Annotated in this window: 23 protein-coding genes and 1 pseudogene; 3 read left to right on the forward strand and 21 right to left on the reverse strand. The window is 40.8% G+C overall.

What is annotated here, in order from left to right; translation table 11 throughout:
* Positions 1 to 14: 14 nt before the first annotated feature.
* Positions 15 to 377: an Asp23/Gls24 family envelope stress response protein gene (locus IGI52_RS12960; RefSeq protein WP_010742791.1), complete on the reverse strand. Its 363-nt coding sequence runs from the start codon at positions 375 to 377 to the stop codon at positions 15 to 17.
* A gap of 323 nt (positions 378 to 700) precedes the next feature.
* On the opposite strand from IGI52_RS12960, the gene rpmB reads away from it, so the two are divergent.
* Positions 701 to 889, forward strand: a complete 189-nt coding sequence (gene rpmB, locus IGI52_RS12965) for a 50S ribosomal protein L28 (RefSeq protein WP_010747188.1) — start codon at positions 701 to 703, stop codon at positions 887 to 889.
* Between the two features lie 385 nt (positions 890 to 1,274).
* The gene (locus IGI52_RS12970; RefSeq protein WP_438781554.1) at positions 1,275 to 3,869 is read left to right on the forward strand and encodes a YfhO family protein; all 2,595 of its coding nucleotides are present in this window, start codon (positions 1,275 to 1,277) and stop codon (positions 3,867 to 3,869) included.
* A 44-nt stretch (positions 3,870 to 3,913) separates the two neighbouring features.
* Here the strand turns inward: IGI52_RS12970 and IGI52_RS12975 are convergent, their stop codons facing one another.
* From IGI52_RS12975 to rihB, 6 genes and pseudogenes are all read right to left on the reverse strand, one after another.
* Complete coding sequence (locus IGI52_RS12975) at positions 3,914 to 4,867, reverse strand: ABC transporter permease (RefSeq protein WP_016179496.1); 954 nt, start codon at positions 4,865 to 4,867, stop codon at positions 3,914 to 3,916.
* A complete protein-coding gene (locus IGI52_RS12980; protein ID WP_271819427.1) occupies positions 4,864 to 5,991 on the reverse strand; it encodes an ABC transporter permease in 1,128 nt (375 codons plus the stop codon). Before IGI52_RS12980 ends, IGI52_RS12975 begins: the two co-directional genes overlap by 4 nt.
* Positions 5,984 to 7,546, reverse strand: a complete 1,563-nt coding sequence (locus tag IGI52_RS12985) for an ABC transporter ATP-binding protein (protein ID WP_438781555.1) — start codon at positions 7,544 to 7,546, stop codon at positions 5,984 to 5,986. Before IGI52_RS12985 ends, IGI52_RS12980 begins: the two co-directional genes overlap by 8 nt.
* 60 nt (positions 7,547 to 7,606) lie before the next feature.
* A pseudogene (locus tag IGI52_RS12990) lies at positions 7,607 to 8,693 on the reverse strand (BMP family lipoprotein).
* Positions 8,694 to 8,745: 52 nt separating this feature from the next.
* Positions 8,746 to 9,606 carry a ribokinase gene (gene rbsK / locus IGI52_RS12995; RefSeq protein ID WP_311871705.1) on the reverse strand — a complete coding sequence of 287 codons (861 nt, stop codon included), beginning with the start codon at positions 9,604 to 9,606 and terminating at the stop codon, positions 8,746 to 8,748.
* Positions 9,607 to 9,727: 121 nt separating this feature from the next.
* Positions 9,728 to 10,681, reverse strand: coding sequence for a ribosylpyrimidine nucleosidase (gene rihB, locus IGI52_RS13000; protein ID WP_016179491.1), 954 nt, complete (start codon positions 10,679 to 10,681; stop codon positions 9,728 to 9,730).
* Between the two features lie 101 nt (positions 10,682 to 10,782).
* Between rihB and yeiL the strand changes: the two genes are divergently transcribed.
* A complete protein-coding gene (gene yeiL, locus IGI52_RS13005) occupies positions 10,783 to 11,454 on the forward strand; it encodes a transcriptional regulator YeiL (RefSeq protein ID WP_311871703.1) in 672 nt (223 codons plus the stop codon).
* A 49-nt stretch (positions 11,455 to 11,503) separates the two neighbouring features.
* On the opposite strand, the gene truA is transcribed toward yeiL, so the two are convergent.
* The 14 genes from truA to rplO form a co-directional block, all read right to left on the reverse strand.
* Entirely contained in the window at positions 11,504 to 12,250 is a 747-nt protein-coding gene (gene truA, locus IGI52_RS13010) for a tRNA pseudouridine(38-40) synthase TruA (RefSeq protein ID WP_311871701.1), read from the reverse strand.
* Positions 12,251 to 12,348: 98 nt separating this feature from the next.
* Complete coding sequence (locus tag IGI52_RS13015; RefSeq protein ID WP_102872008.1) at positions 12,349 to 12,921, reverse strand: DUF6434 domain-containing protein; 573 nt, start codon at positions 12,919 to 12,921, stop codon at positions 12,349 to 12,351.
* Between the two features lie 112 nt (positions 12,922 to 13,033).
* Positions 13,034 to 13,831: an energy-coupling factor transporter transmembrane component T family protein gene (locus IGI52_RS13020; RefSeq protein ID WP_176674366.1), complete on the reverse strand. Its 798-nt coding sequence runs from the start codon at positions 13,829 to 13,831 to the stop codon at positions 13,034 to 13,036.
* Positions 13,821 to 14,690 (reverse strand): energy-coupling factor ABC transporter ATP-binding protein, encoded by an 870-nt coding sequence (locus tag IGI52_RS13025; RefSeq protein WP_048717852.1) that lies wholly within the window; start codon positions 14,688 to 14,690, stop codon positions 13,821 to 13,823. Before IGI52_RS13025 ends, IGI52_RS13020 begins: the two co-directional genes overlap by 11 nt.
* Positions 14,666 to 15,502: an energy-coupling factor ABC transporter ATP-binding protein gene (locus tag IGI52_RS13030; protein ID WP_016179485.1), complete on the reverse strand. Its 837-nt coding sequence runs from the start codon at positions 15,500 to 15,502 to the stop codon at positions 14,666 to 14,668. Before IGI52_RS13030 ends, IGI52_RS13025 begins: the two co-directional genes overlap by 25 nt.
* Positions 15,503 to 15,755: 253 nt before the next feature.
* Positions 15,756 to 16,136 carry a 50S ribosomal protein L17 gene (gene rplQ / locus IGI52_RS13035; RefSeq protein ID WP_016179484.1) on the reverse strand — a complete coding sequence of 127 codons (381 nt, stop codon included), beginning with the start codon at positions 16,134 to 16,136 and terminating at the stop codon, positions 15,756 to 15,758.
* A gap of 27 nt (positions 16,137 to 16,163) precedes the next feature.
* Positions 16,164 to 17,102, reverse strand: a complete 939-nt coding sequence (locus IGI52_RS13040; protein ID WP_010747196.1) for a DNA-directed RNA polymerase subunit alpha — start codon at positions 17,100 to 17,102, stop codon at positions 16,164 to 16,166.
* A 79-nt stretch (positions 17,103 to 17,181) separates the two neighbouring features.
* Positions 17,182 to 17,571, reverse strand: coding sequence for a 30S ribosomal protein S11 (gene rpsK / locus IGI52_RS13045; RefSeq protein WP_016179483.1), 390 nt, complete (start codon positions 17,569 to 17,571; stop codon positions 17,182 to 17,184).
* Positions 17,572 to 17,595: 24 nt separating this feature from the next.
* Positions 17,596 to 17,961, reverse strand: coding sequence for a 30S ribosomal protein S13 (rpsM, locus tag IGI52_RS13050; RefSeq protein ID WP_016179482.1), 366 nt, complete (start codon positions 17,959 to 17,961; stop codon positions 17,596 to 17,598).
* 18 nt (positions 17,962 to 17,979) lie between these two features.
* Positions 17,980 to 18,096 carry a 50S ribosomal protein L36 gene (rpmJ, locus tag IGI52_RS13055; protein WP_010742772.1) on the reverse strand — a complete coding sequence of 39 codons (117 nt, stop codon included), beginning with the start codon at positions 18,094 to 18,096 and terminating at the stop codon, positions 17,980 to 17,982.
* 33 nt (positions 18,097 to 18,129) lie between these two features.
* On the reverse strand, positions 18,130 to 18,348 hold the full coding sequence (infA, locus tag IGI52_RS13060) for a translation initiation factor IF-1 (RefSeq protein WP_010742771.1): 219 nt from the start codon (positions 18,346 to 18,348) through the stop codon (positions 18,130 to 18,132).
* A gap of 177 nt (positions 18,349 to 18,525) precedes the next feature.
* Complete coding sequence (locus tag IGI52_RS13065) at positions 18,526 to 19,173, reverse strand: adenylate kinase (RefSeq protein WP_016179481.1); 648 nt, start codon at positions 19,171 to 19,173, stop codon at positions 18,526 to 18,528.
* A 62-nt stretch (positions 19,174 to 19,235) separates the two neighbouring features.
* A complete protein-coding gene (secY, locus tag IGI52_RS13070) occupies positions 19,236 to 20,537 on the reverse strand; it encodes a preprotein translocase subunit SecY (protein ID WP_049220108.1) in 1,302 nt (433 codons plus the stop codon).
* Positions 20,537 to 20,977, reverse strand: a complete 441-nt coding sequence (gene rplO, locus IGI52_RS13075) for a 50S ribosomal protein L15 (RefSeq protein ID WP_010742768.1) — start codon at positions 20,975 to 20,977, stop codon at positions 20,537 to 20,539. Before rplO ends, secY begins: the two co-directional genes overlap by 1 nt.
* Positions 20,978 to 20,982: the final 5 nt, after the last annotated feature.

The raw sequence follows: 20,982 nt of genomic DNA on the forward strand, positions 1-20,982 counted from the left end.
TAAGAACGCTGCCTTTAGTCTGGCAGAACACGTACGCCTTGAACATAGACATTCACTGAGTTAGCTGTTACCCCAAGCATCGTTTCCAAATTGTATTTCACTTTTTCTTGGACATTGCGCGATACTTCTGAGATCTTCGTGCCGTAGCTGACAATCGTGTAGACGTCGACTGCGATACCATTCTCTTCTTGACGTACAACGACGCCGCGTGAATAATTTTCTTTTCTTAAAATTTCTGTGATATTGTCTTTGATTTGATTTTTGCTAGCCATACCGACGATACCAAACACGTCAGTAACTGCACCGCCGACAACCGTCGCGATGACGTCGTTTGAAATTTCGATCATACCAGTCTGTGTATTAATTTTCACAGCCATAGTTGTTAGCCTCCTTAAATAGGCCTAATTGCCCATTTTTTCTACTATAATAGTTTATCATAGCCCTATGACAAATAAAAGAAAGTTCCATTGTGATTTGCTAATAGGGCGCTCCCTGCGTTGACGCAGATTTCTGCTAACTTTCTTGCATCAAAACTTTTGTTAAAAATTTTTACGCTAACAGAGTATAATTTACCTGCAAATCCTTAGAATGTCAATCTTTCTAAAAAAATTCACTTGCCAATCTTGTCAATTTGTGCTATTTTATTTTAGTATGAGCCAAAGAAGCGCTCCAATATCAAGGCTAAAGGAGGAAACTACACATGGCAAAAGTTTGCTATTTTACTGGTCGTAAAACAAGAAGTGCAAATAACCGTTCTCACGCTATGAACGCTACGAAACGTACTGTAAAACCTAATTTACAAAAAGTTCGCGTTTTAGTGGACGGAAAACCTAAAAAAGTTTGGGTCTCAACTCGTGCTTTGAAATCTGGAAAAGTTGAGCGCGTTTAATATTATCCAATCAAACAATATCAAACCGTTCAGTTACGAACGGTTTTTTTGTTTCTTCTATTTTTCACAGAAAGCAAAGTTCTGTCTTCGCTTACTTTATAGTTTCAGACTGTTTTTTAAATCATCAGAAAGATGTGAACTAGCTTTCAATTTCAGCATGGTTTTAAGTATTCGTAGAACCCTAAGTGTTTTAACATTACTATTTTGTAGATAATTTATTAATTCAAAGAGCCGATCGATTCGGCTCTTTTTTGCTTGCTTATTTATAATAGAGCAAGCTCATTTTTAAATTCTTAGCTTTGGCTTCACACCTCTTTCACATTATTTTCGGCACTTATATGGTAAAATTTGAATAGTCTGTTGAAAGAAGTTTGGTGATTTTTATATGAAGAACTACCTTAAAGAAAACCGTTGGTATTTACTGGCCAGCTTTTTCCTGCCATTTTTAATTATGGTGATTGTTTACTTGACGATCGGTATTTATCCCGGATCAAGTCGTAGTATTTTAGCCAGTGATGCCTTTTCACAGTTTTCGAATTTTCATGCAAGTTTTCGCAATATGCTTTTAGGTAAGCAAGGCTTTTTATATACCTGGAATGCTTCTATGGGGTTAAATTATTTATCACTGGTTTCCTATTATCTCGGTGGTTTTTTTACTCCGTTAGTAATTTTCTTTCCTAATCAGCTGATGCCCGATGCGTTGTATTTTCTTACGCTGTTAAAAATCGGGGCAGCAGGATTAGCTTTTTGGTTTTATGCGAAAAGTAGCTTCAAGCTGCCTAATTGGTCACGCGTGGCTTTAAGCACTACTTATGCATTGATGTCTTTTGCTATTGCCCATTCAGAAATTATTATGTGGCTGGATGCGTTTGTCTATCTGCCTCTGATCATCTTGGGAATCAATCGCGTGATGGATCAGAAAAAAACGATCGTTCTATTTGTTTCCTATTTAATGCTGTTTTTGACCAGTTTTTATATGGGCTTTATGATCGGTGTCTTCTCGGTCCTCTATTTCATCGCCCGTTTGATTACCAATTGGAAAAGCTACAAAAAAAGTATTATTCCCTACGGCTTCACTTCGCTATTAGCTGGCTTTGCATCTATGATTATGATTTTACCGTCAATTCTAGACCTTCGTGCTAACGGTGAGGAATTGACACAGATCACGACCTTTAAAACAGAAGCGACAAGCTGGTGGGATTTTATTGCTAAAAATTTCGTTGGATCGTATGATACGACGAAATATGGTTCGATTCCTTTTATTTATATTGGACTTTTGCCATTAGCTTTCTGTCTATTTTTCTTTATCTGCAAAAAAATACCGTGGAAAAATAAACTTGCTTATGGAGCAGTAGCCGCAATCTTGATCGCAAGCTTTTATATCCAGCCAATGAATTTATTCTGGCACGGGATGCATGCGCCAAATATGTTCCTATTCCGTTATGCCTACCTGCTCTCATTTTTAGTGATTACATTAGCTGCATGGGGATGGGAGAAATTAGATCGAGAAAATATTTTGCAATTAGTCGCTGCCTGTCTGATGCTGATCGCTCTCTTTGCGATTTTCTGGGGTATGAAGGGAAAAGACTACGATTATCTCAAAAATAGTTCCTTATATATCACACTTGGTTTCTTGGCTGTCTATGCGCTGATTTTTACCGCACATCATTACAACAAGATTCCATTAAAAGCGCTAAGTATACTATTACTGCTATTGATGTCTTCAGAGGCATTTATTAATAGTAGCTTTATGACACAAGGCATTTTAAAGGATTGGAATTATGCGTCGCGCAGCCTTTATACGGAGCCATATCCTTCGATCAAGGCTTTAGTCGACGAAACGAAAAATGAGAATGATAGCTTTTATCGGCTGGAAAATCTGGATCCTGTTTCCTCTAATGATGCCTTTAATTATGGTTATAGCGGTATCAGCATGTTCTCTTCGATCCGTAACCGACATTCTTCTGGTTATATGGATCAGTTGGGCTTCCGCTCGCGAGGAACTAGTCTCAATATTCGTTATCAAAACAATACGTTATTAGCGGATGCCTTTACTGGAATTAAATACAATATTGCCAAAACGAAAAACTTGAATAAATATGGTTTTACTAAGAAAAATAGCGCCGGCGAGTATAATCTTTTCGAGAATAATTATGCCTTGCCATTAGCCTTCACTGCACCGCAGAGCATCGATAAACTACAGGCTTCACCAAATGATAATCTAGGTACACAAACACAATTATTTAACGCTTTATCGCAAGAACAGTTCCAATACTTCCAGTTTTTACCGATTACGCAAATAGACACAAAAAATGCTAACGTCACTAACGCGGGGAATATTACAACAATTACCGAAAAACAAGGAAACGTGGCAAAAGACGTTACTTGGAAGGTTCAAGTTCCCGCAAATACACAAGCTTATCTGAGTCTCTATCCTTACGATTTCGCTGAATTAGAAAGCTCAACAGCGACCGTCACCGCTAACGGCCAAACGCGGCAAGCGCAAATTGGGATCAGCGGACAATATTATGATTTAGGCTATTACCAACAAGCAACGATGGTTACCTTTACTGCCAGCTTCTATGGAACAAAATCCATTAGCTTCCAGAATCCACAAGTTTTAGCTTTGGATACAGTCGCTTATCGACTAGCAGTAGATAAGATTAAAGATAACGGTGTAGACATGAAAGTCGGCAAACACAGTGCTGAAGGAACTGTAAACAGCAATAAAGCCCAAACATTGATCACGACTATTCCATATGATGAAGGCTGGTCTGCCAAAATCGATGGTAAAAAAGTCGAGACAAAAGCCTTCCAAAACGCTTTTGTCAGTATCCATGTACCAAAGGGCAAACACAAAGTAACTTTCAGTTATATGCCAAAAGGCTTTATTGCCGGTGCTGTTTCCTTCATAGTAGCGATCGGGATGTTCGTTCTTTATCTGCGAATGTTGAAATCGAAAAAAGATCAACGTCAATAAGCAAAACAGGAGGCTCAACATGAGCCTCCTGTTTTTTATACAAATTATTTTGATTTGATATAGTTGACTCCCCCTGCTTTTGGCCCGGTAGCTTTACCTAAGAAGAGCACTAATACAAGGATTGTTAATACATAAGGAGCCGATTGTAAATAAACATCTGGAATCTGCGAAATAACCGGTAGATTGGCTCCAGCAATACTCAAATTTTGTGCAAAGCCAAAGAACATCGCTGCACCCATAGCCCCTAGCGGATTCCATTTTCCAAAGATCATCGCTGCCAGTGAAATAAATCCTTGTCCTGCGATCGTCGTTATCGCGAAACGGCCTGCGATTGATTGAGCAAATACAGCACCACCCACGCCGCCAAGAAAACCTGAAATCATTACTCCTGCATAACGCATCGCATAAACGTTGATTCCTAGCGTATCGGCTGCCTGCGGATTCTCTCCGACTGAACGTAAACGCAGTCCGAATTTTGTCTTATAAATAATGAACCAAGCAGCTAAAGCGACAACAATCGCAAAATAAGCAGGCAAGCTGGTCTTACTGAAGAATAAATCACCAATAATCGGAATCTTACTTAATCCAGGAAAATCGAAATAACCAAACTGCTCTTGGATCGTATCGGTTTGCCCTTTTCCATACATTACCTTGATAAGAAAAATCGTCAATGGAGGAGCTAATAGATTCATCACGGTTCCGCTAATTACATGATCCGCTCGAAAATTTATCGTCGCCACAGCATGCAACAATGAAAATAATAATCCGATGATTCCTCCAACTAATACCCCTAACCAAGGAGTAAATGCTCCAAAGTGGTTCGCAAAACTTAAATTAAAAATAACTGAACTAAACGCTCCGGTCACCATGATTCCTTCTAGCCCGACATTGACAATACCGCTGCGTTCTGAGAACACACCACCTAGCGCCGTCAAAATCAATGGGGCAGAATAAACGAGTGTTTGGGAAATCAGCGAGCCTAACAATTGAATGTTCATTCCAAATCAACTCCTTCTTGCTTTAGCGTCTGCATTTTTACCTCTTCGCTCTTTTCTTCTGCTTTTTTTGCCATGCGAACTTTTGTCAAAGCAACGCGAACCACATAATTAATTCCCACAAAGAAAATGATCAGCGGAATGACACTATTTGCCAGTTCACTAGGAACACCAGCAAACTGCATTCCCTGTCCACCAAGTTTCAAAATACTGAATAACAAGGCCGACAAAAGAATCCCGACTGAACCGCCATTTCCTAATAACGAGACTGCCATACCATCAAATCCAATACTGATAGAAGAACCCTGAACAAAATAATTCCCAAAAGTGCCTAACCCTTGAACCACACCCCCTAAACCTGCTAGCAGTCCAGAAATAATCATCGAGATCACGATCGTACGCTTGCTGCTCATTCCTGCATATTCAGAAGCGAATGGATTGATCCCGACAGATCGGATCTCAAATCCTAAAGTCGTTCGTTTCATCAAAAACCAAACCAAGCCTAAAAAAATCAGAGCCAAAACAAATCCCAGATTGACCCGCGACCCGCCAAAAAGATTGGTCAACCACGGTTCTCGCAACAAGCCGTTGGTTCCTACGATTTTCGTCACGCCCTTATTGGAGATGATATCCGGTGACATGACATTGTTCACCAGATGATTGGCCGTATACAACAATACATAATTCATCATGATGGTGACGATTACTTCGCTCGTTCCGAAATAGGCCCGTAGCAGTCCTGGGATCGCCGCCGCTACAGCTCCCGCCAACGCTCCTGCAATAATTGCTAATGGTACAACGACTAATTTGGGCGCTGTCGGCATGCTCAGCGCGACCCAAATACTTGCTACCCAGCCGCACAAAGCTTGCCCAGATAGCCCAACGTTAAAGAACCCCGCGGAATTTGCTACCGAAAAGCCTAAAGCTGTAAAAATCAAAGGCCCCGCACCAACTAATATTTCACCGACTGAGATACTGCTTTGAAACGCCGAGCGGAACATCGCTTGATACCCCATGATCGGGTTATATCCTGTTACTAACATCAATAGTCCGCCAAGCAAAAAGCCTAGAATCACTGAAATAATCGGAACCAAAGCATTTCTGATCTGTGCTGAACGATCATTCATTTGTTTCACCAACCTTTACTAACTCTTTTCGCGCATCATCCAAGCTATAGCCAGCCATCAATAAGCCCAATTCATTTTCCGATGTTTCCTTTGGATCAACGATTCCGACGATCTCACCTGCATGGATAACGGCAATACGATCAGAAACATTTAGAATTTCATCTAACTCAAAGCTCACCAGCAGAACACCCTTATTTTTATCTCGCTGCTCTACTAAACGCTTATGAATATATTCGATTGCCCCGACATCCAGACCGCGTGTTGGCTGTGCGACAATCAATAGTTCTGGATCACGATCAACTTCCCGGGCGATGATCGCTTTTTGCTGATTCCCGCCAGATAAAGAAACTGCTGGTGCCTGTTCGCTTGTCGTCCGTACATCGTATTCTTCGATCAAACGCTTAGCGTATTGTTGAATTTCGTTAAAATTTAAAATACCTTTTTGACTGAATGGCTCTTGATAATAAGTTTGCAACGTAATATTTTCGGACAAAGGCAAGGGTAGAACCAAACCGTATTTGTGCCGATCCTCCGGCACGTGTCCAACACCCATCTCGGTAATTTCTCTTGGCTTATTATTCGTGGCATCTTTACCATTAATGGTGATAGTGCCGCTTTCGATCTTACGCAATCCAGTCAATGCTTGGATCAATTCTGATTGTCCGTTGCCATCAATACCGGCGATCCCTAACACTTCTCCGCGATGAACCTCCAGGCTTAAATTTTTCACTGCATCAAGTCCGCGGCTTTCTTTCACAACTAGATCTTTGATCGACAGAACAACATCGCCGATCTTTGCCGCCTGTTTGTCTGTTTTAAAAGAAACGGAACGGCCAACCATCATATCCGCCAACTCCTGCGAACTAATATCCTCCACATCAACGGTTCCGATGTAGCGTCCCCTTCGAATAACTGAACAACGATCCGCTACCTTTTTGATCTCATCCAGTTTATGAGTAATCAAAATGATCGATTTTCCTTCTTTGACTAATGTCGCCATGATTTCGATCAGCTCGTCAATTTCCTGCGGTGTTAAGACGGCTGTTGGTTCATCAAAGATCAAAACATTTGCACCGCGATACAACGTTTTCAAAATCTCTACCCGTTGCTGCATCCCGACGGATATATCTCGGATATACGCATCTGGATCAACCTGCAAGCCATAATCATTGGACAAACGAGTGATTTCTTCCTTGGCTTTTTGCGTATCCAGCATACCGTTAGCGCTGATTTCACTACCTAAAATAATATTTTCCGTAACCGTAAACGCATCGACTAGCATAAAATGCTGATGGACCATTCCGATTCCCAGCTGGTTCGCTCTAGTAGGACTCGTGATTTTGACTGCTTGGCCATCCATGTATATCTCGCCGGAAGTCGGCTGCAATAACCCTGACAACACGTTCATCAGCGTTGATTTACCTGCACCATTTTCTCCTAATAAAGCATGGATCTCGCCTTTACGAATTTTCAGATTGATCTCGTCATTCGCTTTGAAATCACCAAATTGCTTGGTGATCTTCCGCATCTCAATGACATATTGCTCTTCTGTCATTTTTAATTCACACCTCTCCTGTTCAAAGAGTGCCCGCCAAGATCAGCGGGCACGATCAGACTAATCTTCCGGTGTTTCCGGAACCTTTACATCACCAGCAATAATTTGTTCCTTGGCATCTTTTACTGCCGCCTTGGCTTCATCACTCAAATAGCCGTCTGTCATCTCCACGCCGCCATCTTTCAACCCAAAGGATAAGTGTTTTCCGCCTGGAAATTTATCCTCCAGCGCTCGAGTTGAAATATCCTGCACGACCACGCCAACCGATTTGATGGTTGAAGCTAAACAAAAATTACTTTCCTTCCCATCTTTTGATTTATAGCCGCCTTCTTCTTGTTGATCACGATCCACGCCAAGCACCCAAACTTTGTCTGCTTCGTTTTTATCCTGATTCAACGCTTTTGCTTCTGAGAACACCCCTGCACCGGTACCACCAGCAGCTTGATAAATAATGTCTGCTCCACTTTGATAAATATTCGCAGCTAAGGCTTTCCCCTTGGCTGGATCGCCGAAGGAGGCCGCATATTTCACGTCAACGGAAATATCCTTATTTAATTTCTTCGCAGTATCCTTTACACCTTTGGTAAATCCAGCTTCATAACGATCAATGACTTTGCCCTCTTCTCCGCCAATAAATCCAACCTTATCGGTTTTGGTCGTATAAGCAGCTGAGACACCAGCGAGATAGCCGACTTCGTTATCTCTAAAGGTCGCCGAAACGACATTATCCTTTCCTTCGATCACCGTATCAATAATGACAAAATTCGTTTCGGGATTTTGTCCCGCCGCTGCTTCGATCGAATCCGCTAAAAGGTATCCGATCCCGAAAACCGTCTTGAAGCCATTCGATACAGCCGTGTCAATGTTAGAGGCGAACTGGGCGATCTCATTGGATTGAATATAGTCATACCCGCCGATCCCGCGTTTGAACTTCTGCTCTTTTCCCCACTTCTGCAATCCTTCCCAAGCAGATTGGTTGAAGGATTTATCATCTATCTACCCCGCTGACATCCGTAACCATCACAACACTATGATCGCTATCCTCTTTGCCTGTTGCACTGCTCTTATTTCCACCACCGCACCCGCTGATCGTCATTAAAGCTGCCATTGCAACAACACCTAAAGAAAAAAGTTTTGTGTTTTTCATTTTGAAATCCTCCTATTTTTGTTAGCGCTTACTTTATTGCGCACTTTTATCGTTAAACTAGCTCTTCGATTCTTGGCATCGCACTTTGCGCTCCTAGCCCTTGAACCGTCTTACTGGCAGCAAGATTAGCAAATGTGATCGCCTTCTCCAATTCTTGATCCTTGGCATACGCCACTGCAAATGCCGCATTAAAAGTATCTCCAGCTCCAGTCGTATCAATCACGGGCACCTTATAGCTTGGGACCTCCATTAATTTTTCTCTATCATGATATCGAACACCTTTCGCACCATACGTCATAATGATCTGATTGGGATGCTCCCGCAAAACAGTCTGAGCATCCTGCTGAAACAATTGATTGATTTCAATCTCATTCGGTGTTAAAAATGTTACTTTAGCTAAATATTCAGGCGCGATTTCTGGAGTTGGCGCTGGGTTTAATATCAAATGCACGTCATTTTCCGCACAAAAATCAATTAGGTATCTGATCGTTTCGATTGGAATCTCACATTGCGTGATCACAATATCGGCAGCTAAAATTTGTGCCTGATACTTATCAATCAATGAACGATCAACACACGCGTTAGCCCCTTGCACGAGAATGATCGAATTATCATTTTCTGCAATCGTGATGTAGGCAACGCCCGTTGGTTCAGCGACCTTTTTGATGCATGACGTATCGACCATATTCTCTTGAAAATTTTTTAAGACAATCTCACCATAAGCATCTTCGCCGACACACCCAATCATCGTCACATCTGCACCCAATCGTGCCGCAGCAACCGCTTGGTTAGCACCCTTTCCTCCTGGCAGCATTTTACTATCGGTGCCAAACATCGTCTCGCCAATCTTAGGAAAACGGTCTGCTTGAACAACTAAATCCAAATTGATGCTTCCAACAACAACGACTTTCATTTAAACTCACTCCTCGTTTGTATTCATTCACACATCTCGTTTTTAAATCGTTTACAAATTTTCAAAGAGAAACAACCGATCTCAATTTTTAAATAAGTTGCCTCTCTCTGGTTTCATCTATCTATTTTGCTTCTGCATAGACATCTGAATACATTCGGATACACTCTTCAACCAGATCCCAAAAATGCTCCGCATTGATTTTCTTACCTACTTTGACATTCGACGGCTGACCTAGCACATACAGCTCATCACAAACGGTCCGACCATAGCAAGGTCCACGATTGATATCGATTTCGACATACATTTCCTGTGTTTCAAATATCTCTGGAGAAATTAGATAACCCACACATGTAGCATCATGCAGAGGACCCGCAGCTAACCCAAAGCATTCAAACTGGCTTTTCAACGTGAAGCGCATAATGTCACCAAATAGCTTCCCTGCGACATTCCCAACGCCTTCCATACGTTCGATAATATCTTCTGTACAAATTGTTTGATGCGTTAAATCAAGCCCCATCATAACAATCGGTGCACCAGAACTAAAGACGACATGGGCTGCCTCTGGATCGGCAAAAATGTTAAATTCAGCAGATGGTGTGAAGTTCCCTGTTCCATAAGCGCCGCCCATCAAAACAATTTCTTTGATTTTTGGAATAATCAATGGCTCCATTCGCATTGCCACTGCAATATTGGTCAACGGACCAACTGGAACAAGTGTGATATCCCCATCGCTCGCCAACAACGTATCAATGATATATTTAACCGCATGTGTTTCTTCTACTTGCCGATGTAATGGACCAAAAACAGGACCATCCAAACCAGATTCCCCGTGAACGTTATCAGCTACTACTTGTTCCCGCACCATCGGTTTTGGCATCCCTGCATAGACTTTCGCATCAATGCCCAGCAGTTGACAGACATTCAATCCATTCACCACTGTTTTGTCTAGCGTTTGATTTCCTGCTACAATAGTGATCCCTAACAAATCAATTTTCGGATGTGCCGCTGCCATTAACATCGTAATCGCATCATCATGTCCCGGATCGCAATCTAAAATAATTTTCCGTTTCTCCATTTTATAGCCCCCTAAAAAATTAATTTCCTTTATCTATTTGCATTATAGTAAGTTCCTGCTTATGATAAGTATGAGAATTCTCACATAAGGAGGTAGAAAAAATGAAGAAGTTGCAAAACGAAAAATTAAAACAGCAATTCATTCGATCATCTGACTACCTTGAGCAGTTTTCCTTCGATGTCAGTTTAGATACGCAATTATTTTTCTTTCCGGCCAACAGCTACATCGTCAAGGAAGATCACCAACCTACGCATTTATTCTACTTAGTGAAGGGCAAAGCCAAATTATACGACACCTTAGCCAATGGAAAAGTCGCTCTGATTGACTTCTTTTCCCCACCTTGTTTTATCGGTGAGATGGAGCTCGTTGATGAAAACCAAACTGCCTTTAGTGTCCAAGCAATCGAGGACTGTTGGTGCTTAGCCTTATCGAGAAAAGACTGTCAGAAACGATTACTAGAGGATGCGCTTTTTCTCCAAAAGCTCTGCATCTACTTTGCTCATAAAAATTATCGAAACATCAAAGCTTCAACTCAAAATCAGGGCTTTCCGCTTTCACAACGTTTAGCGGCCTTTATTCTTTTAACACAAAACGAAGGGACCTACCGTGAGAAACACACTCAAGTCGCCGAATATTTAGGTGTTTCCTATCGTCATCTTCTTTTCGTGATTGCACAGTTTGTGGAGGATGGCTACCTGAAAAAAATAAAAAAGGGGTACCTTATTCTAGACGTTCATAAGTTGACCCAACTCGCCGCTGAAGTAAAAGCCTAAAAAAGCATCCAGCAACAATCACTTGTGATTGTTATTGGATGCTTTTTTGCTATTCATATTTTACTTCGGCTAAATACAAGCCTTCTGGATGAGCAGTTGGTCCAGCAGCATTACGATCCTTTGCTTCAATGATCGCTGGAATACTCTCCGCCGGGATACGTCCATTCCCAATTTTTAATAAGGTTCCAACTAATATCCGAATCATCTTATACAGAAAACCATTCCCTCTAAAAATAAAGGTCAATTCCGTCTCATCCTCATTCACAACCAAATCCGCTTGATAAATCGTCCGGACCTTATCCTCGATCGAACCACCTGTCGCACAAAAAGAGGTGAAATCATGCGTACCTAATAAATCTGGCAACGCCCGACGAATCAAATCTAAGTCTAATGGATAAGGGTAATAGGCCGCATAATAACGGCGAAAGGGACTTCGCGGCTTAGCTATTTGAACTTTGAAATGATACGTCTTCTCGACGACATGATACCGCGCATGAAAATCGTCCGCTGCAATTTCTACTGAAGAAACCGCGATATCTTCAGGCGTCTGGGTATCTAATGCGAACCGCATCCGCTCCAACGGTCGTTCCTGCGGATAATCAAAATGAATCACTTGTCCGATTGCATGGACTCCAGCATCTGTTCGTCCGGAACCAAAAATTGTCACCGGTTGTCCATTATTCATTTTTTGTAGCGTCTTTTCGACTTCCTCCTGTACCGTTCGCCCATTCGGCTGTCGCTGAAACCCATTAAATTTTGTACCATCATAAGCAATCACTGCTTTATATCTGACCATGCTATTCTCCTATTTCCTATTAATGAACCCGATTGTTAAGGTTAGAACTATGATCCATCTCCTCAACTAATTTCTGCCGAAGTCATTATAGCAGCTTTTTATTCGAAATCCAACGCACTTAAATCCTCTGATTGATAGTTGTTACTACCCGGGAGTGACTTTTTATACTTCCAACAAACAATCGCCTCTTGCAAAGAGCGACCTTGATTGTCAGCAAAAAAATCACGAATATAGGTATTGTATTCAAATTGTGCATCAATTTTTTGTGGTTTTTTCGCTACGATTTCAGGATAGATCGCAATCGCTTCGCGGTATGTTTTTCCAGTATTTGCCTTCAGCCATTTTTGAAAAGCAACTTTAAAAGTAAAAGAATTTCCAAGTTCTCTTTTAAAAAAAGCGCGATGAACTTCTGAAAAAATAATATTTTCTTCAATCAAACTTTCCAGCGTTAATTCCTCTGTACGAACCGACCGTTTTTCCTTCATTGGTCTTGCTAATTGTTCACCCGTTCGTAAAAAATATTCGATCCGTTCATTTAGTTCTGCTTTACTTCCTGATTTAGATAATCCATGTTCCTGACAGAAAGTTTGTAGTTCTGCTTTCAAATAATAATATTCTCGAAATATTTCTGGCTTCAATCCAATTTGCAGTTTTGGACGTTCTTCAGTCATTTTTTCTCCTCCAATTGCTTACTCCTTCATTCATCCTATCATAAAGAAACGACCATCGAACCAACAAGTTAAAATTACCAAAAGCTCAAAAAAAGCCTGGATCACTCCAAGCTTAACTGCGTAAAAAGATTAAAATGACTGTTGCAATAGCAAAAACAACGAGAACGATTGTATCTCGTGATGCCCACTTTAATTTACGATACTTGCTTCGACCTTCACCGCCGCGATATCCGCGAGCTTCCATCGCAGTTGCCAAATCTTCCGCACGATTGAAGCTGCTGACAAATAAAGGAATCAATAACGGTACGATTGCTTTGACTTTCTGAATCAAATTCCCATCACTGAAATCAACACCACGAGCACGCTGAGCATTCATGATCTTTTCCGTTTCATCCATTAATGTCGGTACAAACCGCAAAGCGATCGACAACATCAAGGCGATCTCATGTACTGGCAAATGAAATCTTTTTAAAGGATTTAACAATGATTCAATCGCATCAGACATTGATAGCGGCGGCGTTGTTAATGTTAGCAACGTCGACATAAAAATGATTAGAACAAATCGGCAAAAGATAAATAGCCCGTTTTGGATTCCATAAGAAGAAAGACTAAAGACGCCCCACGACCAATACAAGGTTCCGCCTCGCGTAAACAGCATCTGCAACGCGACTGTAAAAATAATTAACCAAATTAGTGGTCTAACACCCTTCAAAAAGAAGTTCAAATTAATTTTAGATAGGAATACTGCGAACATCGTAAAAGCTCCTAGAAATAGATAGCTTTGCCAATTATTCGCCAAAAAAATAATTCCGATAAAATAAAAACTTGCGACCAATTTTGCTCGTGGATCCAGACGGTGAATCAGAGAATCACCTGGAATATAACGACCAAAAATCAATTTATTCATCATGAGCAGGACCTCCTGCAAATTTTACGATCCAGTCTGCCAACTCATTTTCAGTTAAAGGTAACGCTTCAAAATTCACGCCGCGAGCCTGCATTTTTTCAGCAAAAGCAGTTGCTTGCGGTACACCTAATTGCTTTTCCTTTAACCAGGCAACATCTTCAAATACCGTTTGCGGATCACCATGTTTTGCCACATGTCCTTTTTCTAAAACATAAACATAATCAGCAAAATTCGCGACGTCATCCATTAAATGTGTAACTAGGACGATCGTTATGTTTTTTTCCTTATGAAGACGCCAAAACATTTCCATCATCTCTTTACGGCCTAGTGGATCTAAACCCGCTGTCGGCTCGTCTAAGACCAAAACCTCAGGCTCCATAGCCAGAACACCAGCAATCGCTACACGGCGCATTTGACCGCCAGAAAGCTCAAATGGTGAGCGTTCAAGATATTCTTCATCTAGTCCAACTAATTTTAAGTTTTCTTCTGCTAATGCCAATGCTTCTTCCTCACTAACACCGAAATTCTTCGGTCCAAAAGCAATGTCCTTTGCTACAGTTTCTTCAAAAAGTTGAGCTTCTGGAAACTGAAAAACAATTCCCACCTTTTTTCGTACAGGTTTTAAATTCTTGTTATCTGTCGTAGGTGTAATCGTTCGTTCCCCAATCATAACTTGACCGTCAGTTGGCTTCAATAATGCATTCAAGTGTTGTAACAAGGTCGATTTCCCACTACCAGTATGCCCTACCAATGCTGTGTAAGAACCTTCTTTAATATTCAAATCAATATCATAAAGCGCCCGTTGTTCAAAGGGAGTATTCGGTTGATAAACGTAGCTTACTTTTTCAAAACGGATGTCCATAACCAGTCCATCATCCCTTCTTCATCCAAATAGTTCGCGGGTACATTTATACCGCGATCCTTTAATGCTGATTTTAACTTCTCAGGAAATGGTAAATCTAGGCCCAACGAAACTAATTCCGGTCCAGCAGAAAAAATTTCATCTGGGGATCCTTCTTGATACAGTTCTCCGTCTCTCATCACTAGGATGCGATTGGCACTAGCTGCTTCATCAATATCATGTGTGATAGAGATAACAGTCAAATCACTTTCTTCTTTAATCTTACGAATTGTTGCAATAACATCATCTCGACCTTCAGGATCTAACATGCTTGTTGCTTCATCCAAAATAATGATGTCAGGGCGCAAAGCTACTACTCCTGCGATTGCCACTCGTTGCTTCTGACCACCAGAAAGGCGGGCAGGCTCACGCGTTGCAAACTCTTGCATTTTTACTTTTTCCAATGCATCTTGAACACGTCGCTGCATTTCACTTCGTTCGATTCCCTGATTTTCCAATCCGAAAGCTACATCATCCTCGACCGTCGCTCCGACAAATTGATTGTCCGGATTTTGAAAAACCATCCCGACCATTCGACGAACATCCCAAACAGACTCCTCAGATAATGTCATTCCTCCGACAGTAACCGTTCCTTTTTGAGGCAAATGCAGACCGTTGATTGCTTTGGCTAATGTTGATTTTCCTGATCCATTGTGCCCAACAATCGCGACCCACTCGCCTTTTTTAATCGAAAAGCTAATATCCTTTAAAGCAGGAGTTGCTTCTTCTTGATAACTAAATTCAATTTGATTGATTTCAATAATTGGCTTCATGGTTACACCTTTCCGCTTCATTGCAAATATGTACTAAGACTAGCAAAAAAGCTTCACTTTATCAATCCTTGATACTCAATAAAATGCTTTTGTATACCGATCTGTCTTGACAGTGTTTTTGGGTATAAAAAAACACTTTATGATGAGTGCCAGCTTCCCAGACATTCTGGGAAGCGGCGCTGAGCTAGACTCGGAGAAAATCTCCAACATCATAACACTCTAAAAGAATCATCTATAAAGTGAAGAGTGATTATTATACAAGTTCTAAAACAACCATAGGGGCGTTGTCGCCGCGACGAGGTTCAGTTTTCAAGATACGAGTGTATCCACCTTGACGTTCAGCGTAACGAGGAGCAATATCGTTAAATAATTTTTGCAATGCAGTTTCAGTAACGATTTCTTCGTTTTCTTCGCGAACATCAGCGACTTCATTACGTACAAAGCTTGCAGCTTGGCGACGTGCATGAAGATCCCCGCGTTTTCCTAAAGTAATCATCTTTTCAGCAGTTGAACGAACTTCTTTCGCACGAGCTTCAGTCGTAACGATGCGTTCGTTGATAATTAAGTCAGTTGTTAAGTCACGCAACATTGCCTTACGTTGGCTAGATGTGCGTCCTAATTTACGATAACTCACGTAGGTTTCCCTCCTTTGTCAACAATATTAATCGTCTTTACGTAGTCCTAAACCAAGATCATGTAACTTAGCCTTCACTTCTTCAAGTGATTTACGTCCTAAATTACGTACTTTGATCATTTCAGGTTCAGATTTATTCGTTAATTCTTGAACCGTATTAATTCCGGCACGTTTCAAGCAATTGTACGAACGTACAGACAGGTCTAGTTCTTCGATGGTCATTTCCAACATTTTTTCTTTTTGTGTTTCTTCTTTTTCTACCATGATTTCAGCATTTTTCGCTTCATCAGTAAGATTTACAAAAATATCTAAATGTTCAGTTAAAATTTTCGCTGCAAGACTCAATGCTTCTTGAGCAATGATCGATCCGTCAGTCCAAATTTCCATCGTTAATTTATCGAAGTCATCACGACGACCAACACGTGTATTTTCAACTTGATAGTTGACTTTACGTACCGGTGTATAGATAGAATCGACTGGAAGGACACCAATTGGCATATCTTCCTTTTTATTTTCGTCTGCTTGAACATAGCCTCGACCAGGTTTTACTGTTAGGCGAGCATGGAATGTCGCACCTTCAGCAACAGTACAAATGTACATATCTTTATTCAAGATTTCAACGTCGCTGTCAACGATAATATCGCCGGCAGTTACCGTAGCTGGTCCAGTAATATCGATCTCAAGGGTTTTTTCTTCTTCCGCAAATAATTTCAACGCTAAACCTTTGATATTCAAGATGATTTGTACAACGTCTTCTCTTACACCTTTGATGGTTGAAAATTCGTGTAACACCCCATCGATTTGAATATTGGTAATGGCAGCGCCTGGTAAAGAAGAAAGTAGAATACGACGTAGAGAATTACCTAAAGTAGTTCCATAACCTCTTTCCAAAGGTTCAACAACGAACTTGCCATAATCTCTGTCTTCATCAATTTTTGTGATTCTTGGTTTTTCGAATTCAATCATTCTTGTCTTTTACCCCTTTCAAAACGAAAAGTGTCTTGTTCAATGACGTTCCTGTAAAACTCATAGAGTTGGGCACTCATTAAACACGACGGCGTTTTGGAGGGCGGCATCCATTATGAGGTACTGGAGTCACGTCACGAATTGCAGTTACTTCTAAACCAGTTGCTTGCAATGAACGAATCGCTGCTTCACGACCAGAACCAGGTCCTTTAACAGTGACTTCAACACTTTTCAATCCATGTTCCATTGCAGCTTTTGTTGCAGTTTCAGCAGCCATTTGAGCAGCGAAAGGAGTTGATTTCTTACTACCTTTGAAACCTAATGAACCTGCAGATGACCATGCTACAGCGTTACCGCTAGCATCAGTGATCATGACGATTGTATTATTGAAAGTCGAATGAATATGAGCAATACCTGTTTCGATATTCTTCTTCACACGACGTTTACGATTGACTTTCTTTGCTACCATGAAGATTTATACCTCCTTCACTAATTATTTTTTCTTGCCGGCAATAGCGCGAGCTGGGCCTTTACGAGTACGAGCGTTGTTCTTAGTGTTTTGTCCACGTGTAGGCAAGCCACGACGATGACGAATTCCACGGTATGAACCGATTTCCATCAAACGTTTGATGTTTAAGTTAGTTTCACGACGAAGATCGCCTTCAACTTTTAATTTATCAACTTCAGCACGGATAGCGTCTGTTTGTTCATTCGTTAAATCACGTACACGAACATCTTCAGAAACGCCTGCGTTGGCTAAAATTTGTTTCGCTGTAGTATTTCCAATACCGTAAATATAAGTAAGTGAAATTACCACGCGTTTATCACGAGGAATATCTACTCCTGCAATACGAGCCATACTTAATTACACCTCCAATTATCCTTGACGTTGTTTATGTTTTGGGTTTGCTGGGCAAATCACCATAACGCGTCCATTACGACGAATTACTTTACAATGTTCACACATTGGTTTTACTGATGGTCTTACTTTCATGATTATACCTCCTGAAGTTTTACGGAGTACAACTTACTTAAAGCGATAGGTAATGCGACCACGGCTCAAATCATATGGAGAAAGTTCTACTGTAACCTTATCTCCAGGTAAGATTCGAATATAATACATCCGGATTTTACCAGATACGTGTGCAAGAACTTCGTGTCCGTTTTCCAATTCGACTTTAAACATTGCATTCGGCAAAGTTTCGACGACTGTTCCTTCGATTTCAATCATATCTTCTTTTGCCACGCAGAGTACCTCCTTGTAGTTGTTTCGCATTTTCACACGATAAAATGGCGGAAACTGCAGTTCCCACCGTAATTCTAAAGTTAAACTTCTTAAAAAAACTAGAAGTCGGACTGACAAATTCTATCATAAAACATCGAACTTGGCAAGATAAACTGCATCTCAAGTCGGCAGGCAAAATTATTTTTCGATAATCTTTTCTACATCCGCAAATACGGCATCAATTTCACGATCTCCATCAACTGGATATAACAGACCTTCTTCATTATAGTAAGCTAAAATTGGTTCGCTGTTTTTAACATTTACAGACAAACGATTTTTAACTGTTTCTGGCTTATCATCTTCACGTTGATAAAATTCATGACCACCACAGCGATCACAAGTACCTTCTACTTTTGTAGGATTGAAGATTTTATGATAAGTCGCACCACAGTTGCGGCACATGAAGCGTCCTGCCAAACGTTCAACTAACACTTCTTCTGCTACTTGAATTTCAATCACAGCATCAATCTTTTTATTCAAGTCCGTTAACATTTCAGCTAATGCTTTGGCTTGATCTAAAGTACGAGGGAATCCGTCTAACAAGAACCCTTTATCAGTGTCCTTTTGCGCTAAACGCTCCTTCACGATACCGTTAGTAACTTCATCTGGGACCAAATCCCCTGCATCCATATATGATTTTGCTTTCAATCCGAGTGTTGTCTCGTTTTTGATTGCTTCTCGGAACATATCCCCCGTGCTGATATGCGGAATATTGTACGTCGCAACAATTCTTTCTGCTTGTGTTCCTTTTCCTGCGCCTGGCAGTCCCATTAAGATCAGGTTCATTGATTTCCCTCCTAAATATTTGAAGCGAGAACGGCGTTGAGGATGACCCTCAACACACGAATCTACTCTTCATCCATGAATCCGACATACCGTCGTTTCAACATGAGTCCTTCTAATTGTTTTGCAGTTTCTAACGCCACACCAACGACGATCAAAAGACTTGTTCCACCTAAACCAATTGATTGAGGTAAATTCCAAATCATTTGTGCGATAATTGGAATCAAGGCAATCAAACCTAAGAAAATAGCTCCGACTACGCTTAAACGCATTAAAATTGCAGAAACATATTCTTCTGTTCCTTTACCTGGTCTCACACGAGGAATGTAACTTCCTTGTTTTTGTAAGTTCTCTGCTAATTTTTCAGGATTAACCTGAACAAACGCATAGAAAAAGGTGAAGGCAACAATCAGAACAGTATAAATCGCAGCACCCGGAACGGTATCATAACTGAATAGCTTCGTTAACATATCGTACCAGCCTTCCGCACTATACTTGCTAGCTAATGCCTGCAACACCGCATTTGGAGTCGCAATAAATGAGCTGGCAAAGATAACCGGAATAACTCCGGCAGCATTTACTTTTAGCGGTAAATAACTGCTTGTTGGTGCACCAACGACTTGTTTTGTATATTGAATCGGAATTTTTCTTTCCGCTTGTTGAAAGTACGTTACAAAAACGACAATCAACACGATAGCGATAAGTAAAATCACAACAAAAATAACAGATTTCCAAAGATCACTAGAATCGATGTTCACGAAATAATCATCATAGATATCTTTGATGCTTTGTGGCAATCGCGAAATGATCCCCGCAAAGATAATCATTGATACACCGTTACCGATTCCCTTTTCAGTGATCTGTTCTCCCAACCACGTAACAAACATTGTACCAGCAGTAAGGATTACGCCGATTGTAACAAACGTCTGAACATTACGGTTTGGAACAAAACCAAATTGCGCAAAATAGTCAAATCCAGCTGTGATACTTACAGACTGGATGAAAGCCAAGACTAAAGTTAAATAGCGAGTTGCTTGATTTAGCTTTTTACGACCGACTTCCCCTTGTTTTGACCATTCAACAAATTTAGGAATGATATCCATCTGCAACAATTGAATAACGATTGAAGCAGTAATATATGGAGAAACCCCCATCGAGAAGATAGAGAAGTTTTGCATAGCTGAGCCACTAACCATATTCAACATTCTGAAAAATGGCATCTCACTCAGGCCTTGCAATCCATGCGCATCAACTCCCGGCACAGTGATTTGTGCACCAAGCCGGAATACTAACAGCATTGAGACAGTAAACAATATCCGTGATCGGATGTTCTGAACTTTGAATGAATCCTTTAAAAGTTTGAACATTAAATCACCTCGATTGAACCACCAGCAGCTTCAATTGTTTCTTGAGCATGTTTAGAGAATTTTGCTGCTTTAACGGTTAGTTTTTTATCTAATGATCCGTTTCCTAAAACTTTGATTCCAGCTTTTTCGTTTTTCACGATTCCAGCTTCAACTAGAGCAACAGGTGTTACTTCAGTTCCATCTTCAAAACGATTTAAGACATCTAGATTGATTACAGCGTATTCTTTACGATTCACGTTAGTAAATCCGCGTTTTGGTAAACGACGGAATAAAGGAGTTTGTCCACCTTCAAAACCTAAACGTACACCACCGCCTGAACGAGCCTTTTGACCTTTTTGACCACGTCCAGATGTTTTTCCGTTACCTGATGAAGTACCACGTCCAACGCGGTTGCGAACTTTACGTGAACCTTCGGCAGGTTGTAATTCATGAAGTTTCATTATAT

Source organism: Enterococcus sp. DIV0187, from assembly GCF_051713785.1.
Classification (GTDB): Bacteria; Bacillota; Bacilli; order Lactobacillales; family Enterococcaceae; genus Enterococcus_A; species Enterococcus_A avium.

Coding starts and splice junctions, on each gene's coding strand:
- IGI52_RS12960 (WP_010742791.1), bottom strand. CDS start 377: ATGGCTGTGAAAATTAATACACAGACTGGTATGATCGAAATTTCAAAC.
- rpmB (WP_010747188.1), top strand. CDS start 701: ATGGCAAAAGTTTGCTATTTTACTGGTCGTAAAACAAGAAGTGCAAAT.
- IGI52_RS12970 (WP_438781554.1), top strand. CDS start 1,275: ATGAAGAACTACCTTAAAGAAAACCGTTGGTATTTACTGGCCAGCTTT.
- IGI52_RS12975 (WP_016179496.1), bottom strand. CDS start 4,867: ATGAACATTCAATTGTTAGGCTCGCTGATTTCCCAAACACTCGTTTAT.
- IGI52_RS12980 (WP_271819427.1), bottom strand. CDS start 5,991: ATGAATGATCGTTCAGCACAGATCAGAAATGCTTTGGTTCCGATTATT.
- IGI52_RS12985 (WP_438781555.1), bottom strand. CDS start 7,546: ATGACAGAAGAGCAATATGTCATTGAGATGCGGAAGATCACCAAGCAA.
- rbsK (WP_311871705.1), bottom strand. CDS start 9,606: ATGAAAGTCGTTGTTGTTGGAAGCATCAATTTGGATTTAGTTGTTCAA.
- rihB (WP_016179491.1), bottom strand. CDS start 10,681: ATGGAGAAACGGAAAATTATTTTAGATTGCGATCCGGGACATGATGAT.
- yeiL (WP_311871703.1), top strand. CDS start 10,783: ATGAAGAAGTTGCAAAACGAAAAATTAAAACAGCAATTCATTCGATCA.
- truA (WP_311871701.1), bottom strand. CDS start 12,250: ATGGTCAGATATAAAGCAGTGATTGCTTATGATGGTACAAAATTTAAT.
- IGI52_RS13015 (WP_102872008.1), bottom strand. CDS start 12,921: ATGACTGAAGAACGTCCAAAACTGCAAATTGGATTGAAGCCAGAAATA.
- IGI52_RS13020 (WP_176674366.1), bottom strand. CDS start 13,831: ATGATGAATAAATTGATTTTTGGTCGTTATATTCCAGGTGATTCTCTG.
- IGI52_RS13025 (WP_048717852.1), bottom strand. CDS start 14,690: ATGGACATCCGTTTTGAAAAAGTAAGCTACGTTTATCAACCGAATACT.
- IGI52_RS13030 (WP_016179485.1), bottom strand. CDS start 15,502: ATGAAGCCAATTATTGAAATCAATCAAATTGAATTTAGTTATCAAGAA.
- IGI52_RS13040 (WP_010747196.1), bottom strand. CDS start 17,102: ATGATTGAATTCGAAAAACCAAGAATCACAAAAATTGATGAAGACAGA.
- rpsK (WP_016179483.1), bottom strand. CDS start 17,571: ATGGTAGCAAAGAAAGTCAATCGTAAACGTCGTGTGAAGAAGAATATC.
- rpsM (WP_016179482.1), bottom strand. CDS start 17,961: ATGGCTCGTATTGCAGGAGTAGATATTCCTCGTGATAAACGCGTGGTA.
- rpmJ (WP_010742772.1), bottom strand. CDS start 18,096: ATGAAAGTAAGACCATCAGTAAAACCAATGTGTGAACATTGTAAAGTA.
- IGI52_RS13065 (WP_016179481.1), bottom strand. CDS start 19,173: ATGAACCTGATCTTAATGGGACTGCCAGGCGCAGGAAAAGGAACACAA.
- secY (WP_049220108.1), bottom strand. CDS start 20,537: ATGTTCAAACTTTTAAAGGATTCATTCAAAGTTCAGAACATCCGATCA.
- rplO (WP_010742768.1), bottom strand. CDS start 20,977: ATGAAACTTCATGAATTACAACCTGCCGAAGGTTCACGTAAAGTTCGC.